We start from the raw sequence: 14,883 nt of genomic DNA, 5'->3' as shown, positions 1-14,883 counted from the left end.
GAGCCCCGACATGACCAAAGCCCCCACGCTCACGCCGTTCCAACTGTTGCCGCATCTGCTGCCGCCCGTCCACATCGATGCGGAAACGTTCGTCAACATCCGCCGCCAGATTCACGCGCAACCTGAACTCGGTTTCGAGGTGGGCGCCACCAGCACGTTGGTGGCCGATCTGCTCAAAAGCTGGGGCTACGAGGTCCACACCGGCATCGGCAAGAGCGGCGTGGTGGGCCAGCTGAAGCTCGGCAGCGGCACGCGCCGTCTCGGCATTCGTGCAGACATGGACGCCCTGCCCATCGTTGAAGCAACCGGTCTGCCTTACGCCAGCCGCAACCACGGCAAGATGCACGCGTGCGGCCACGACGGGCACACCGCCATCCTGCTCGCCGCGGCCAAGGCATTGGCCGAGAGCCGCGATTTTGACGGCACGCTGAACCTCATCTTCCAGCCCGATGAGGAAAACCTGTGCGGTGCGCGCGCCATGATCGAAGACGGCCTCTTCGAGCGCTTCCCGTGCGATGCCGTCTATGCCCTGCACAACATGCCGGGCGTGCCGGCCGGTAGCTTCCGCGTGCTGCCGGGGCCGGTGAGCCTGTCTTCCGACGTGGCCGACGTCACCATCAAGGGCATGGGCGGACACGGCGCGATGCCGCATCGCGCGCGGGATCCGATTGCCGCATCGGCCGCCATCATCACCGCCTTGCAGACCGTGGTCGCACGCAACGTCGCGCCCGATGACACGGCGGTGGTGTCGGTCGGTTTCATTCGCGGCGGGGCAACGCACAACGTGATTCCGGAATCGGTGACGATCGGCCTGAATGTGCGCGCGGCGCGGCCCGAGACGCGCGCGCTGGTGGAAATGCGCATTCGCGAGATCGTCAGCCTGACCGCACAAGCCCATGGCGTCGAGGCGCAGATCGACTATCGTCAATTGACGCCGCCCATGGTCAACACCGAGGCCGAGACGCAACTGGCGCAGCAGGTCTGCACCGAACTGGTGGGCGCGGCCAACGTCGTCACGCAGGCGCCCAAGGGGCTCAACGGTAGCGAAGACTTTGCCTGGATGCTGAACGAAGTGCCTGGCTGCTACCTCATCCTCGGCAATGGCGAAGGTGAGTTCGGCGGCTGCATGGTGCACAACCCTGGGTACGACTTCAACGACCAGGTGCTGCCGTTGGGCGCGGCCGCCTGGGTGCGACTGGCACAGACCTACCTGACCGCGTGAAGTGAACTTCGAGTCAAGCAATGCAAGCGAATCTGAGCCATGCAGCCACACCGGCGGCCACCAACGAAGAGATCGTGCAATGGAGCGCGATCGAGCTATCGCGGCGCATCCACGCGCGCGATGTGTCGTGCGTCGAAGTCATGGAGGCGTTCCTTGCGCAGATCGATCGCCATAACCCGGCGGTGAACGCCGTCGTCGCCCGCATCGATGCCGAATCCGCCATCGACCAGGCACGCGAGCGCGATGTGCTGCTGTCGCAAGGCTTGTCCGGCGGGTGGATGCATGGCTTTCCGCAGGCACCCAAGGATCTTGCCGCCACGGCGGGCATGGTGACGGCGATGGGCAGTCTCGCCATGGCGCGCAATGTGCCGACACACGACAGCATCGTCGTCGAGCGCATTCGCCGCCAAGGCACCGTACTGATCGGCAAGACGAACACGCCGGAGTTCGGCCTCGGTTCGCACACCTACAACCGCGTGTACGGCATCACACGCAACGCCTGGAACCCCGAGCGCTCGGCGGGCGGCAGCAGCGGTGGCACGGCCGCCGCGCTGGCGCTGAACATGCTGCCCGTGGCCGACGGCAGCGACATGATGGGTTCGCTGCGCAACCCCGCCGCCTGGAACAACATCTACGGCCTGCGCCCGAGCCTCGGTCGCGTACCTTACGGCCCCACCGGCGACGTGTTCTTCCAGCAACTCGGCACTGAAGGCCCGATGGCGCGCAATCCGCACGACCTCGCCTGGCTGCTCGCCACGCAAGCCGGTTACGACCCGCGTGCGCCGCTGTCGCTAAGCGACGATCCGGCGTGCTTCATGCAACCGCTGCACCGTGACTTCCGGCAGGCTCGCATTGGCTGGTTGCGTGATTTCGGGGGCTACCTTGCCATCGATTCCGACGTGCTGGCCGTCAACGAGCAGGCGCTCGACACGTTCGATACGCTGGGCTGCCATGTCGAGACCGTGCGGCCTTTCTTCGCCATGGACGCGCTATGGGAATGCTGGTGCACACTGCGCGCGCTGAGCGTGTCCGGCAACCTCGGCCTGCTGTACGACAACGCCGCCACGCGCGATTTGCTCAAGCCCGAAGCGATCTGGGAAATCGAGCACGGACGCAGCCGCACCGCCATCGACATCAACCGTGCCATCGCCACGCGTGCGAGCTGGTACCAGGCGCTGCTGCGGCAGTTTGCGCACTACGATTTTCTCGTCCTGCCCTGCACGCAGGTTGCGCCCTTCCCTGCTGAAGAACACTGGCCCAAGACCGTCGCCAGCCGCGCAATGGACACGTATCACCGCTGGATGGAAGTCGTGATTGGCGCCACGCTGGCGGGCGTGCCGGCCGCGAGCCTGCCGTCGGGCTTGACCGCCGAAGGCCTGCCGCTGGGCCTGCAGGTGATTGCGCCGCCCCGGTCGGAGTTTGCCTTGCTGCAACTTGCCGCCGCGTGGCACGAGGCGTTTGCGCCAGCGCGTGCGGCGTCGCCGCTATTGGGCTGAGGGGTGCACACGTGCCGTGTTTTCGCGGCACGCGCAGAGCCAATCCCACACCGCGCGCACGGCAACGTCGTCAAGCCGCGCAGATGGCGCCACGGCCCAGAAGGCATAGCGCTGTATGACTGGCGCTGCGAACGGCTGGACGAGCGCGCCAGCCTCCAAGGCATCGCGCACCAGCGGCAGGTTCGCCAGGATCACACCCTGCCCGGCCATTGCCGCCGACATGGCGTGCCCGTCGTCGGACAGCACGATGCCCGTGTCGGTCTTGAGCGTTTGCTCGATACCAGCGGCGCGTGCCCACATCGGCCAGCCGATGGCCTGCGGCAGCGTGCGCTGCCACTCGGAGTGGATGAGCGGCACGCGCGCCAGATCGTCGTGCGACTGCACCTTCAGGCCCGGGTGGCAGACGGGTGCATAAGCATCGCCAAAGAGCCGTTCGGTGACGAGTCCATTCCCCGTGGCCGGCGTATCACCATAGCGCACGGCAAGGTCTGCACTGCCGCCATGCAGGTCGACCACGGTGTCGGACGCATGAATGCGCAGATCCACCCCCGGATGCTGCGTCGCAAATTCACCGAGCCGCGGCACCAGCCAGCGCGCAGCAAGCCCCATCGGCGCCGTGAGCGTCACGCGCTGACGCCCCGGTCGCGCCTGCTCGCCGCGAATGGCATCGATGGCCTGCGCAAACGCATCAAAGCCGGTGTTGAGCACCGGATACAACTGCTCGCCGGCGGCTGACAGGCGCAGCGCACGCACGTGGCGCTCGAACAGCGCCACCCCCAGCGCATCTTCCAGGCGGCGAATCTGATGGCTCACGGCCGTGGGCGTGACCGACAGCTCGTCGGCAGCGCGCTTCATGCTGAGGTGGCGCGCGGTGGCTTCAAAGGTCCGCAGCGCGCTCAGGGGTGGCAGTTTCCGCATGCGCGGGATTGTGTCATGAGCGCTTTTCCCGCGTGGGCGGCATGGATGAATCCATATCAGCCGTGGCACACAAAACATGTCGTTTGTCCTAGTGCAGCGCGGTTCGTAGAGTGGGCACACCTTCACTCATCAACGATCCAACATGACCCGCCTTCTGCATCTCGATTCCAGCGCCCGGCCGGGCACCTCCGAGACTTCGCGCCATGGCTCGCACACGCGCCGGCTCTCCGCACGCTTTGTACAGCGCTGGCTTGAGCATGAGCCCGACGCGCACGTCGTCTATCGCGACATCGGCGCTGAACCGCCAGCCCCCGTGGATGGCCGCTGGGTCCATGCCGCGTTCACGCCGCCCCCGCAGCGCGAACCGTGGATGCACGACCGCCTTGCGCAAAGCGATGCGCTGATCGACGAACTGCTCGCCGCCGACGTGATCGTGGCCGGCGTGCCGATGTACAACTTCGGCATGCCCGCGCAGTTCAAGGCCTACGTCGACAACATCGTGCGCGTTGGCCGCACGTTCGGCTTCGACCGCAGCCGCCCCGGCGAGCCCTATTGGCCGCTGCTGGCCGGCATGAACAAGCGCCTCGTCATCCTCAGCGCGCGCGGCGATTTCGGTTACGGCCCTGGCCAGCGCATTGCGCACCTGAACCACGTCGAGGCCGGCGTCGCCACGGCATTCGGCTACATCGGCATCACCGATGTGGCCTCCGTCGCTATCGAATACGACGAGTTTGCAGACGAGCGACTGCGTGCGTCCATCGCATCGGCGGAAAACGACGTCGATGCACTGGTCGCGCGGATGGCCGCCGCCGAGGAGGCGGCCTAGTCGATCAGCCGCCCGTCTGCCTCAAAGAACGGATGCGGACCATCGAATTGCCCCACGTAGGCGAGGTGGCTCACCAGGCCCTGCTCCGGCACCCATGCGTGCACCTTGTAGGCGGGCGGCTCCATCACGAAGCCGGGCGCCGCGTCCGGGTCGAGATCCAGCGCCACCTGGTGCGCGGGTGATGGGCATGTCGATGCGACGGTGCCCGCAAAGCGCACGTCAATGGAGCGGTGCAGATGCCCGCAGATGATCCGCTCGACGTTGCCGGCCGTACGCACGATCTGGGCGAAGGCCGGGATGTCTTCCTCGGCCAGCGATTGCACGTCCATGTGGCCGATGCCGGTGGCGAACGGCGGGTGATGCATCGCGATGACGGTCGGGCGTTGCGTCTCGCATGCCAGCGCTTCGGCCAGCCAATCCAGACGCCGCACGCCCAGGCGGCCACCCGGATGGCCGGCGTCCAGCGTATCGAGCGCGATCAGGCGCACGTCGCCAATGTCGGTCCAGTATTGGAAAGCGCGCGTGTCTTGCGCGGTGGCCGGAATGGGCGCAAGCCAATCGGCAAACGCTTCGCGGGCGGCATCGCGGCCGTCGTGGTTGCCCAGTACGGGCAGCATGCGGATGCCAGCCGCATCGAGCGGCGCCAGTACGGCGCGCAGGTGCGCGTACTCCTCCGGCGCGCCAGCGTCTACGAGATCGCCGGTCAGCACGATGGCGTCCGGTTTCTCCGGCTGCGCCAGGATATGCTCCACGCAGCGTGCCAGATACGCCGCCGAATCCACGCGCCGATACGCCAGTCGCCCCGGGCGCTTGATATGAAGATCGGTGAGTTGCAGGAAATGCATCGGCATCAGGCTTGCAGGGTCAGAAGGCGGTCTTCCGGAACATCGAAGCCGACCGTATGGCCCGGCGCAAATTGCTGGCGGCCGGGCACGTCAATGAACAGCGGCATGGCCGACACGCCCGCCACGCGCACGCGGGTGCGGAAACCGAGAAACACCGCCGATTCGACGGTGCCTTTGAGCGCGGCCTGGGCCGGGTCCGCCAGCACGGCATCTTCGGGGCGGAAAAACACGGCGTTGCCTTCGCCTGCCGGCACGAGGACGCGGCCCCCCGCGCAGACGAATGTGCCATCCTCTCGCGCGCCGTCAAGCCGGTTCATGACGCCGATGAAATCCGCCACGTGCCGATTGGCCGGCTGGAAGTAGATTTCGCGCGGCGTGCCGATCTGCGCAATGCGGCCGGCTTCCATGACGACGATGCGATCGGCCAGCGCCATTGCCTCTTCCTGGTCGTGTGTCACGTAGATGGTCGTGATGCCGAGGCTGCGCAGCAGGCGGTCCATCTCGGCGCGCACGGATTCGCGCAGCTTGGCGTCGAGCGCCGTGAGCGGTTCGTCGAGCAGCAGCACACGCGGCTCGGGCGCCAGCGCGCGCGCCAGGGCCACGCGTTGGCGCTGCCCGCCGGAGAGCTGATCCACACCGCGGTCTGCGTACGGCGTGAGGTGCATCATCTCCAGCAGCGTGTTCGCCCGGGCGCTGATCTGCGTGTCGGACAAGCCGTTCTGCCGGCGCTGGATGCGCAGGCCGTATTCCACATTGCCGCGCACGCTCAGGTTGGGAAATAGCGCGTAGCTCTGGAACACCATGCCGACGCGGCGGCGCTCGATCGGGCGTGCGGTGACGTCTTCGTCGCCAAAGTGCACGGTGCCGCCGGCGTCCGGCGCTTCCAGCCCCGCGACGATGCGCAGCGTGGTGGTCTTTCCGCAGCCCGAGGGGCCGAGCAGCACGACGGTTTCGCCCGCCGCGATGTCGAGGTCCATCGACTCCAGCACGCGCTGGCCGCCGAAGTGTTTTCCGCAGCCACGCAGCCGGATCGGCACGGGCGCGAGATGTAGGGGTTCGGTACTCATCGGGAAGCCTTTCCGTTGTTCACCCGCAGGCCGCCAAAGCGCTGCATCAGCACCAGCAGCGGCACGATCATGACGAAGAAAATCAGCGTGTAGGCGCTGGCGATTTCCAGGCGCATCGACGCATAGGTGTCGGCCAGGCCGACCGGCAGGGTTTTGGTTTCCGGCGTGTGCAGCATCCAGGTGAGGTTGAACTCCCCCACCGAGAGCGTCACGACTGTCAATGCCCCGGCCAGGATGCCGGGCTGCACGTTGGGCAGAACGATGGTGCGAAAGCGCTGCCAGAACGACGCGCCCAGGCTGGCGGCGCCCTCCTCCAGCGTCTTCAGGTTCTGGCCTGCCGCCACGGCTGCAACCGAGCGCACCATGAACGGCAGCGTGAACACCACATGCCCGACGACGATGAACCACAGGCTCTCGCGAAAACCGCCAAAGCCGCCATAGGCCACGATCAACCCCAGCGCCGTCGCCAAGCCGGGCAGCGCCACGGGCAGCGTCAGGAATTCTTCGATCAGGCGGCTTGCACGGCTCTGACGCCGCGCCAGTACATAGCCCGCAGGCACGCCGGCCGCGAGCACGATCACCAGCGTGCACAGCGCCACCAGCAGCGACATCCAGATCGACGCGTGATACATGTCCCATACCTGGGCTACCCAATCCAGCGTCCAGCCACTCTTGAATCCGCGGATGTAGTTACGTGTCAGGCCCACGGCCATCGACAGCACGACCGGGACGATCAGGAACAGGCACAGCAGCAGCGTGATACCCCACTGGGCAATGGACAAAGCGCGCTTCATGCTGCCGCCCCCGTCGGGCTACCGCTCGCAGTACGCGCAATTGCCAACACCAGCCACGTCACCACGCCCAGCACCACCGACAGCGCCGCCGCCATCGCAATACCCGCGTTGAGCGTGAACTCGGTATAGATCGTCATCGGCAACACGTCGATATCGGTGGCGAGCGTAAAGGCGGTGCCGAACGCGCCCATCGACGTGGCAAAGCAGATGGCCCCCGAGGCGATCAGGGCGGGGGCGAGCCCGGGCACCAGCACATCGCGCGTCACCTGCCACGACGATGCACCCAGCGAGCGTGCCGCCTCTTCCAATGAACGATCGAGTTTTTCCGCCGCTGCCATGACCGTCAGCACCACGCGCGGAATCGAGAAATACAGGTAGCCGAGAAACAGCCCGCCGATGGAATACGCGAAGACCCATTTCTCGCCGACGAGCTTGTGCGTGAGGTCACCCAGCAGGCCCTGGCGCCCGGCCAGCAGGATCACCATGAAGCCGACCACCACGCCGGGAAACGCCAGCGGAAACGTCAGCATGGCGGTAATCATCCGCTTGCCCGGCACGTTGTGGCGCACCAGAAACAACCCGGCAATGGTCGAGAGAATGAGGGTCGCCAGCGTGACCGCCGCAGACAGCACCACCGTCGAGAACAGACTGCCCAGGTAGCGTGGTGTGGTGAGCGCCGCCGTGTAGGTGGCGACCAGCCCTTCGCTGCCGCTCACACGCAGCAGCGCGGCCATCGGCAGCAGCCAGAACGCGCAGAACAGCGCGACGGCCGGTGCCAGCAACGCCACCCGCCACCGTGCGGGCAACACCGCATCGTCGGGCAAGGTGGTTCGGGTGACGGTGCTCATGCTCAGCGGACCTCGTTCAGGTAGCGCGTGCCAAACGCCTGCTGGCCGGCTGCCATCTTGTTGAAGTCGACCGTCTTTGCGCGGGCGTATTCGCTGGCCGGCAGGAAGCGCGAGGCGGCTTCCTTGCTCATGGCGCTGGCGCGCACCGGGCGCAGATAGGCGTTGGCCCACAGCGTCTGGCCTTCGTCCGACAGCACGAAATCGAGCACCTTCTTGGCATTCTCGGCGTGCGGCGCACCGGCGGTCAGGCTCATCACATATGGCACGGCAATCGTGCCTTCCTGCGGAATCACAAACTCCACGTTGGCGTGATCCTTGTACTTGGCCCGATAGGCGTTGAAGTCATAGTCCAGCAGGATGGGGATTTCGCCTGCCACAACGCGCGCGTAGGCCGTCTGCTTCGGCACGATCGGCGCGTTCTTCTTCAACTGCTTGAACCACTCGATGGCCGGGCCGAAGTTGTCGAGCGTGCCACCCAGCGCCTGGTTGACCGCCACGGCGCCCACGTAGCCGACAAAGGCGCTGCTCGGGTCCAGATAGCCCACCATGCCCTTGTATTCGGGCTTGAGCAGATCCTTCCACGAGCGCGGCACGGGCTTGCCTTCCAGCGCGTCCTTGTTGACGAAGAAGCCCAGCGTGCCGGAGTGGATCGAGAAGAACGCGCCATCCGGGTCTTTCATGCCGGCTGGAATGTCTTCCCAATGCTTGGGCTTGTAGTTGGCGACCAGGCCCTTTTCCTTGGCCTGATACGCGGACGTGATACCCAGGTAGGCCACGTCAGCCACGGGGTGCGATTTCTCGGCCAGCATCTGTGCGATGGCCTGGCCGGAATTCTTGTTGTCGAACGGCACAGTGATGCCGGTCTTTTCCTTGATGGCCTTGATCTGGCTGGCCCAGTCGGCCCATTCGGGCGGGCAGTTGTAGCAGATGGCGACTTGCTGGCCAGCAGGTTGAGCCTGCACCGGCGCAGCCAGGGCAAATGCGCCGGCAGCCACAAGGCCGCACGCGCGCAGCCATTGAACGAGACGTTTCATCGAGACGCTCCTTGCGTATCAGACGTGAGGGAAGAAACAACGGAGAGAGACGCTTCAGCCGGCGCACGGGCCAGCGTGCCGCCCGCCAGCAGGCGGTGCGGCAACGTAATCGAGGGCACCGCCTCGCCAGTGATGCGGCGGGCCAGCGCCATGGCTGCGTCGGTGCCGATCCGGCGATGCGGCTGCGCCACCGTCGCCAGCGTGGGCGAAAGCCACTGCCCCATCGCCAGGCCATCGAAGCCGACGACGCTCACGTCTTCTGGCACGCGCAGGCCCATCTCGCGCAGCGAGCGGATGGTGAGCAGCGCAAGGCGGTCGTTGCTGCAGAAAATGGCGGTCGGCCGCGGCGGCGCCAGCAGGCGGGCCAGCTCGGCCGGCAGCATGGCGTCGGCATTGAAATCAATTTCGACCGGCGGCTGCGGCGCAATGCCGGCCGCCTCCAGCGCTTCGCGGTAGCCGTCGTGGCGCAGTGCTGCACGGTCGGAGGCTGCCAGCGTGCCGGTGAGCATGCGGATCTGCCGATGGCCCTGTGCGAGCAACGCGCGGATGGCGTCGCGGGCGGCCGCCCGGTTGTCGACGGTCACACAGCAGCGTGCAGGAATGCGCGCCTGGCCGACCGTGTCGTTGTAGACCAGCACATAAGGCACATGCTCGGCGTCGAGGCGGTCGAGGTGCGGATTGGCGGCGGCATCGGCCACGGTCAGGATCAGGCCGTCGACGCGCTGCTCGAGCATGGTCTCGATGGCGCGGGCTTCACGCTCCCGGTCGTAGGCGGTGGTCATGAGCATCACACGCTGGCCTGTGATGGACGCAGCCTCCTCGATGCCCTGCATGCATTCGGCAAACACGGGGTTGGCCAGCGATGGCAGCACCACGCCCAGCAAGCCCGTGCGCTCGGCGCGCAGCTGGCGGCCCAGCGCGTTCGGGCGGTAGTGAAGCGCATCCATGGCGGCCTGCACACGGGCCAGCGTCGACGCGCTCACCCGCTCCGGCGTATTGACCGCCCGCGACACCGTGGCAATCGAAATGCCGGCATGCGTCGCCACGTCCTTGATGCTGCTGCCCACTGCGTGCCCCTTGGAATGTGTAAACGTTTACATCGTAGGCGGCCGCAGTGACTGTTTCATGACAATCGATGCTGCAGTGCAGTCATCGCCGCAACGCAGCATCGCCAGGGTTGTGCATGGCAAAGTTACAAAGCTCGCATATGCTTCTTACGAAAATGGGCAGGCGGCGTGCGCCAACGCGCGCGCAGCGGCATGGCCCACTTGCTGCTGTGCTGTTCTCGCTGCCTGCTCTGGAGACCCCATGCGCGTATCGCCCGTTTTTGATGTGTCAACTACCGCCCTGCCCGCGCTGATGCAGCACTACGGCGTCGTGCGAGCGCAATCGCTGGCCCTGGCCGCGCCCCTGTCCGACGCCGATGCCACCGTCCAATCCATGGACGACGCCAGCCCCGCCAAATGGCATCTGGCCCATACGACGTGGTTTTTTGAAGAATTCATCCTGGGCCCGAACGTGCCGGGCTACCGTTCGCCGGACGCACGCTACCGCTACCTGTTCAATTCGTATTACGAGACCGTGGGTGCGCGGCACCCGCGCCCGCGCCGTGGCATGCTTACCCGCCCCACGCTCGACGAAGTGCGTGCCTATCGGGCCCATGTCGATGCGGCCATGCAGGGCTTGCTGGCCGACGGCGTAACGGATGACCTGGCGCGCCTGATTACGCTTGGTCTGCACCACGAGCAGCAGCATCAGGAACTGCTGTTGACCGATCTGCTCCACTTGTTTGCACAGAATCCGCTATGCCCGGCCTATGCAGAAACGCCGCCGCCACGCGTGCATCCGGCGCCCGCGCAACCAGGCTGGGTGAGCTTCCAGGGCGGCGCAGTGCAGATCGGCAAAACCGAGTCCGATGCAGGTTTCATGTTCGATTGCGAAGGTCCGCGCCACACGGTCTGGCTGGAGCCCTATGCATTGGCCACGCACCCGGTCACCAACCGCGAGTGGCTTGCCTTCATGCAGGACGGCGGTTACCGGCAGCCCACCCTGTGGCTGTCCGACGGCTGGGCATGGGTGCAGCGCGAAGGCATTGACGCCCCGCTCTACTGGCGCGCCGGCATGGACGAGGCCGAAGGTTGGCAGCAGATGTCGCTGCACGGCCTGCAGCCGGTGGATCTGGACGCGCCGGTCACGCACGTCAGCTTTTACGAGGCCGATGCCTATGCCCGCTGGGCCGGCGCCCGCCTGCCGACGGAAGCCGAATGGGAGCACGCCGCAGAAGGCCTCCCCGTGCAAGGCAACTTTGCCGGACGGGGCGCACTACGCCCGTTGCCCGACCACGGCATCGCCGAGGCAGGCAGCCTGCGTCAACTGTTCGGTGATGTGTGGGAATGGACCGCCAGCCCTTATGGCCCCTACCCGGGCTTTGAGCCAGCCGAGGGGGCCGTGGGGGAATACAACGGCAAGTTCATGTGCAGCCAGATGGTGCTGCGTGGCGGGTCGTGCGTGTCGCCAGAGGGGCATCTGCGGGCGACGTATCGCAATTTCTTCTACCCGCACCAGCGGTGGCAGTTCACCGGAGTGCGGCTGGCAAAGCGGGCGTGACGCTTCACGCCCGGTAGTTGCGTCGCGTCTAGCGGTTGCTGTCAAACAGCATGTTGGTTGGGGTGCCGATCGTTTCCTGGCCAGCCGGGCTGGGTGCCGCTGCGTCTCGTTTTGGTGCCGGCATTGGCGTTGACGTTGGCGTTGGTGTATCGGGCGCGCTTGCCTTGGCAGGCTGAGGGGCAGCCGCCGGAGCTGGCTGGCCAGCCTGCGCCGCCAGCTTGCGCCGGCGTGACTCCAACCCCGCCGCAATCTCATCCTGGTGATACCGCTTGGCGAAGTCGATCACGTCCATCTTCTGCTGGTTGCGCAGGTTCATGTCCGCGCCCTCGTCCAGCAGCAGCTTGACTGTCGTGATGTGCCCGCCCATGGCTGCCATCATCAGCGGCGTGGTCGCGTTGGGGCTTTCCGCATCGATATAGGCCGCGTGGTCGAGCAGGTATTTGACGATGTCGTCATACCCATTGGTGGCGGCGTAATGCAGCGCGGTCCAGCCGGTCTTGTTGACCTCCACGTCGTAGGTTTCCACCAGCAGCTTCACCATGGGCAGCAGGCCCTGGTAGGCGGCCATCATCAGCGCATTTTCGCCGGCAGCGTTGGTGCGTTCGAAATCGATGTTCTTGGCGCGGATGAGCGCCTCGGCCACCTCGATGTTCTTGTCCTTGAGCGCGTCGACCAAGAGCGGCGTGCCGTCGCGCGTGTTCAAGTTCGGGTCAACGCCCTGCGCGATGTACTTCTGCACCAGCGCCGGGCGGTTGTACTCGACGGCGTTGCGAAGATCGTCCTGCGGCGCGGCGAATGCTGCGCCTGACAACGCCATCGTCAGCGCCGCAGCCAGCGCGATCTTGTTCATCATTTGCGTCAAGTTATCGCGGTATCGCATTGAATAGATTGAAGAAATTTTCAGTGGTGACCCCGGCAATACGCTCCAGCGGCTCACCCCGCAGCGTGGCCAGGAATTCGCCCACGTGCCGCACGTATGCCGGCTCGTTGGTCTTGCCGCGGAACGGCACCGGCGCAAGGTACGGCGAGTCGGTCTCGATCAGCATGCGATCCAGTGGCACCTTCCTGGCGGTTTCCTGCAGGTCCACCGCGTTCTTGAAGGTGACGATGCCCGAGAACGAGATGTAGAAACCCAGGTCCAGCGCGGCCTTGGCCACGTCCCACGTCTCGGTAAAGCAATGCATGACCCCGCGTGCAGCCTCGGCGCCCTCTTCGCGCATGATGGCCAGCGTGTCGTCAGCCGACGAGCGCGTGTGGATCACCAACGGCTTGCCGGTCTGCTTCGACGCGCGAATATGCGTGCGAAAGCGGTCGCGCTGCCATTCCATGTCGGCCACGGTACGGTCGCCCAAGCGGTAATAGTCGAGACCGGTCTCGCCAATGCCGACCACGCGCGGGTGATCAGCGAGGCTCAGCAGACGCTCCAGCGTGGGCTCTTCAATGGCTCTGCCTTCCTCAATGTCCGCTTCGGCATCAGGGTGCACGCCCACCGTGGCGTACACGTTCGGTTCCTGCTCGGCGATCTCCAGCACGCTCGGAAAGTCTTCCAGCGTGACGGAAATGCACAGCGCGTGGGTGACGCGGTTTTCGCGCATGCGCGTCAGCAACTCGGGCAGGCGCGCGCGCAGGTCGGGAAAATTGATGTGACAGTGGGAGTCAACAAACATCGAATAATCAGAAGGTTACGGCGCAAACTTCATGCACCGTATAAGGAAAAAATCAGAGGGTTTGCGTCGGGCGCTGCGAGTTGATCTGCTTGCCGAGCAACTCTTCGATTACGCGGCGCAACACGCGGCACTGCTCATCTTCGCCAAGATGCACGCCAATGCCCGGCGTCTTGGCAGGAGTGCCCACCGGCGTGATCCAGGCCACCTTGCCGGCCACCTGATACTTCTGTGGGCGATCCAGCAGCGACAGCACGAGGAAGACTTCCTCGCCAATTCGATAAGGGCGCTGCGTGGGCACGAAGATGCCGCCGTTCTTCAGGAACGGCATGTAGGCGGCGTGCAGGCCAGCTTCATCCTTGATGGCCAGCGAAACGATGCCCGGACGGGTCGGAGCGCCCGGCGCCGTGCCGGCTGCAGCGGGCGTGCCAGGGGTGACGGGGGTGCCGGGCGTACGAAGAGGTGCAGTGCTCACAGGGTGTCCACAGAGTGCAAACGTTCAGGTGCGGGTGCGGGTTCGGGTTCAGGCAGCCGGAAACAGCTGCCGGTAATCCAGCAAAAGACTTTCGATGACAAGTCGCGCGGCAAGCGGATGTTGCTCGGTGCGGCGCCGCGCTGGCAGGGCACGCGCAAAACGTTCCAGGCGATCCAGTGGGATGGTGTTTGCGCAACGTTGCAACACATCGCGCTGCGCCGGAAAGTAGCGCGGACGCCCCGCCAGCCGCGCCGCCATCAGGTCAAAGACCCACCGGTGCATGGTACTGAGAACGGCAGGCACCGACAATTTCTGTAAATGATCCGCCGTGGCGAGCGCATCAAGCTTGGCGCCCTGACCCAGCTGTTCGAGCAGGAATTGCAACAGCGGACGGTCTTCGGACTCGGCGGCGGCCAACGCGGCCAGCGGCGCATTGCCGAACTCGGCCAGCAGGTTTTGCGCGTGCGGCACGCCTTGCTGCTCTAGCCACTGGCGCGCCGCCTCGGGTTGCGGCGGCTGCAGCGGAAACTGCCTGCAACGCGACAGGATGGTCGGCAGGATGCGGTCGATCCGGTCCGTCACCAGCAGGAACACAGTGTTCTGCGGCGGCTCTTCCAGCGTCTTTAGCAGCGCGTTGGCGCCCTCAGTCTGCAACGCGTCGAGCGGATACAGCACCACCACCCGCAACCCGGCCCGGTGCGTGCCCACCCCCACCCCCTCGATCAGGTTGCGGACCTGCTCCATGCGGATGATCTTGCTCGGCGCCTTTTTCTTGCCGTCGGCGTCTTTCTCCGTCTCGGGCGCGTCTTCCATGGCTTCCGGGCGCACGAGGTGGAAATCCGGATGGTTGCCCTGCGCAAACCAGTTGCAGGCCGCGCATGTGCCGCACGGCTGGCCGTCGGCCGCGGGCGTATCGCACAGCAGGCTCTGCGCGAAATGCATGGCGAAATCGCGCTTGCCGGTGCCAGCCTGGCCGTTGAGCAGAATCGCGTGCGGCAACTTGGCCCGCATGGCTTGCAGGCGGGACCAGTCAGCGGATTGCCAGGGATAAAGCATCATGAATCAATGGGTTGCGTCAGATTGTTGA

At 65.7% G+C, this 14,883-nt stretch carries 15 protein-coding genes; 4 read left to right on the top strand and 11 right to left on the bottom strand.

Annotation, left to right across the window (positions count from 1 at the left end; translation table 11 throughout):
- Positions 1–10 precede the first annotated feature (10 nt).
- The gene (locus ACTJK4_RS16900) at positions 11–1,222 is read left to right on the top strand and encodes a M20 aminoacylase family protein (RefSeq protein WP_112184854.1); all 1,212 of its coding nucleotides are present in this window, start codon (positions 11–13) and stop codon (positions 1,220–1,222) included.
- A 20-nt stretch (positions 1,223–1,242) separates the two neighbouring features.
- On the top strand, positions 1,243–2,718 hold the full coding sequence (locus ACTJK4_RS16895) for an amidase (protein WP_440818448.1): 1,476 nt from the start codon (positions 1,243–1,245) through the stop codon (positions 2,716–2,718).
- On the opposite strand, the gene ACTJK4_RS16890 is transcribed toward ACTJK4_RS16895, so the two are convergent.
- Positions 2,707–3,636, bottom strand: coding sequence for a LysR substrate-binding domain-containing protein (locus tag ACTJK4_RS16890; RefSeq protein ID WP_440818447.1), 930 nt, complete (start codon positions 3,634–3,636; stop codon positions 2,707–2,709). The two genes, ACTJK4_RS16895 and ACTJK4_RS16890, sit on opposite strands and share 12 nt — an antisense overlap.
- A gap of 142 nt (positions 3,637–3,778) precedes the next feature.
- Here ACTJK4_RS16890 and ACTJK4_RS16885 point away from each other — a divergent pair, with 142 nt between their 5' ends.
- On the top strand, positions 3,779–4,462 hold the full coding sequence (locus ACTJK4_RS16885; RefSeq protein ID WP_440818446.1) for an FMN-dependent NADH-azoreductase: 684 nt from the start codon (positions 3,779–3,781) through the stop codon (positions 4,460–4,462).
- Here ACTJK4_RS16885 and ACTJK4_RS16880 read toward each other — a convergent pair.
- Genes ACTJK4_RS16880 through ACTJK4_RS16855 form a run of 6 tightly spaced genes read right to left on the bottom strand, consistent with a single transcriptional unit; the run spans position 4,459 to position 10,117 of the window.
- On the bottom strand, positions 4,459–5,307 hold the full coding sequence (locus ACTJK4_RS16880) for a phosphodiesterase (RefSeq protein WP_440818570.1): 849 nt from the start codon (positions 5,305–5,307) through the stop codon (positions 4,459–4,461). The genes ACTJK4_RS16885 and ACTJK4_RS16880 overlap by 4 nt on opposite strands.
- A gap of 5 nt (positions 5,308–5,312) precedes the next feature.
- Complete coding sequence (locus ACTJK4_RS16875; protein ID WP_232042825.1) at positions 5,313–6,374, bottom strand: ABC transporter ATP-binding protein; 1,062 nt, start codon at positions 6,372–6,374, stop codon at positions 5,313–5,315.
- Positions 6,371–7,168, bottom strand: coding sequence for an ABC transporter permease (locus ACTJK4_RS16870; RefSeq protein WP_045786827.1), 798 nt, complete (start codon positions 7,166–7,168; stop codon positions 6,371–6,373). The genes ACTJK4_RS16875 and ACTJK4_RS16870 overlap by 4 nt, the downstream gene beginning before the upstream one ends.
- Positions 7,165–8,016 (bottom strand): ABC transporter permease, encoded by an 852-nt coding sequence (locus tag ACTJK4_RS16865; protein ID WP_322016700.1) that lies wholly within the window; start codon positions 8,014–8,016, stop codon positions 7,165–7,167. The genes ACTJK4_RS16870 and ACTJK4_RS16865 overlap by 4 nt, the downstream gene beginning before the upstream one ends.
- 2 nt (positions 8,017–8,018) lie before the next feature.
- Entirely contained in the window at positions 8,019–9,050 is a 1,032-nt protein-coding gene (locus ACTJK4_RS16860; protein WP_024975671.1) for an ABC transporter substrate-binding protein, read from the bottom strand.
- A complete protein-coding gene (locus tag ACTJK4_RS16855; protein ID WP_232042829.1) occupies positions 9,047–10,117 on the bottom strand; it encodes a LacI family DNA-binding transcriptional regulator in 1,071 nt (356 codons plus the stop codon). The genes ACTJK4_RS16860 and ACTJK4_RS16855 overlap by 4 nt, the downstream gene beginning before the upstream one ends.
- Before the next feature lie 241 nt (positions 10,118–10,358).
- Between ACTJK4_RS16855 and egtB the strand changes: the two genes are divergently transcribed.
- On the top strand, positions 10,359–11,657 hold the full coding sequence (egtB, locus tag ACTJK4_RS16850; RefSeq protein WP_440818445.1) for an ergothioneine biosynthesis protein EgtB: 1,299 nt from the start codon (positions 10,359–10,361) through the stop codon (positions 11,655–11,657).
- 28 nt (positions 11,658–11,685) lie between these two features.
- Here the strand turns inward: egtB and ACTJK4_RS16845 are convergent, their stop codons facing one another.
- The 4 genes from ACTJK4_RS16845 to ACTJK4_RS16830 are packed head-to-tail and all read right to left on the bottom strand — an operon-like array spanning position 11,686 to position 14,855.
- A complete protein-coding gene (locus ACTJK4_RS16845; RefSeq protein ID WP_440818444.1) occupies positions 11,686–12,537 on the bottom strand; it encodes an ankyrin repeat domain-containing protein in 852 nt (283 codons plus the stop codon).
- Positions 12,521–13,324: a TatD family hydrolase gene (locus ACTJK4_RS16840; protein WP_232042832.1), complete on the bottom strand. Its 804-nt coding sequence runs from the start codon at positions 13,322–13,324 to the stop codon at positions 12,521–12,523. Before ACTJK4_RS16840 ends, ACTJK4_RS16845 begins: the two co-directional genes overlap by 17 nt.
- A 52-nt stretch (positions 13,325–13,376) precedes the next feature.
- Positions 13,377–13,796 (bottom strand): PilZ domain-containing protein, encoded by a 420-nt coding sequence (locus ACTJK4_RS16835; RefSeq protein ID WP_322016706.1) that lies wholly within the window; start codon positions 13,794–13,796, stop codon positions 13,377–13,379.
- 48 nt (positions 13,797–13,844) lie between these two features.
- A complete protein-coding gene (locus ACTJK4_RS16830; RefSeq protein ID WP_316881126.1) occupies positions 13,845–14,855 on the bottom strand; it encodes a DNA polymerase III subunit delta' in 1,011 nt (336 codons plus the stop codon).
- Positions 14,856–14,883 lie beyond the last annotated feature (28 nt).

It is taken from the genome of Ralstonia sp. 22111 (assembly GCF_052045895.1).
GTDB lineage: Bacteria > Pseudomonadota > Gammaproteobacteria > Burkholderiales > Burkholderiaceae > Ralstonia > Ralstonia wenshanensis.
This window is presented reverse-complemented; position numbering and strand designations above follow the sequence as displayed.

What these genes read in the sequence shown, in the direction of transcription:
- ACTJK4_RS16900 (WP_112184854.1), top strand. Translation starts at nt 11, where the DNA reads ATGACCAAAGCCCCCACGCTCACGCCGTTCCAACTGTTGCCGCATCTG.
- ACTJK4_RS16895 (WP_440818448.1), top strand. Translation starts at nt 1,243, where the DNA reads ATGCAAGCGAATCTGAGCCATGCAGCCACACCGGCGGCCACCAACGAA.
- ACTJK4_RS16890 (WP_440818447.1), bottom strand. Translation starts at nt 3,636, where the DNA reads ATGCGGAAACTGCCACCCCTGAGCGCGCTGCGGACCTTTGAAGCCACC.
- ACTJK4_RS16885 (WP_440818446.1), top strand. Translation starts at nt 3,779, where the DNA reads ATGACCCGCCTTCTGCATCTCGATTCCAGCGCCCGGCCGGGCACCTCC.
- ACTJK4_RS16880 (WP_440818570.1), bottom strand. Translation starts at nt 5,307, where the DNA reads ATGCATTTCCTGCAACTCACCGATCTTCATATCAAGCGCCCGGGGCGA.
- ACTJK4_RS16875 (WP_232042825.1), bottom strand. Translation starts at nt 6,374, where the DNA reads ATGAGTACCGAACCCCTACATCTCGCGCCCGTGCCGATCCGGCTGCGT.
- ACTJK4_RS16870 (WP_045786827.1), bottom strand. Translation starts at nt 7,168, where the DNA reads ATGAAGCGCGCTTTGTCCATTGCCCAGTGGGGTATCACGCTGCTGCTG.
- ACTJK4_RS16865 (WP_322016700.1), bottom strand. Translation starts at nt 8,016, where the DNA reads ATGAGCACCGTCACCCGAACCACCTTGCCCGACGATGCGGTGTTGCCC.
- ACTJK4_RS16860 (WP_024975671.1), bottom strand. Translation starts at nt 9,050, where the DNA reads ATGAAACGTCTCGTTCAATGGCTGCGCGCGTGCGGCCTTGTGGCTGCC.
- egtB (WP_440818445.1), top strand. Translation starts at nt 10,359, where the DNA reads ATGCGCGTATCGCCCGTTTTTGATGTGTCAACTACCGCCCTGCCCGCG.
- ACTJK4_RS16845 (WP_440818444.1), bottom strand. Translation starts at nt 12,537, where the DNA reads ATGCGATACCGCGATAACTTGACGCAAATGATGAACAAGATCGCGCTG.
- ACTJK4_RS16840 (WP_232042832.1), bottom strand. Translation starts at nt 13,324, where the DNA reads ATGTTTGTTGACTCCCACTGTCACATCAATTTTCCCGACCTGCGCGCG.
- ACTJK4_RS16830 (WP_316881126.1), bottom strand. Translation starts at nt 14,855, where the DNA reads ATGATGCTTTATCCCTGGCAATCCGCTGACTGGTCCCGCCTGCAAGCC.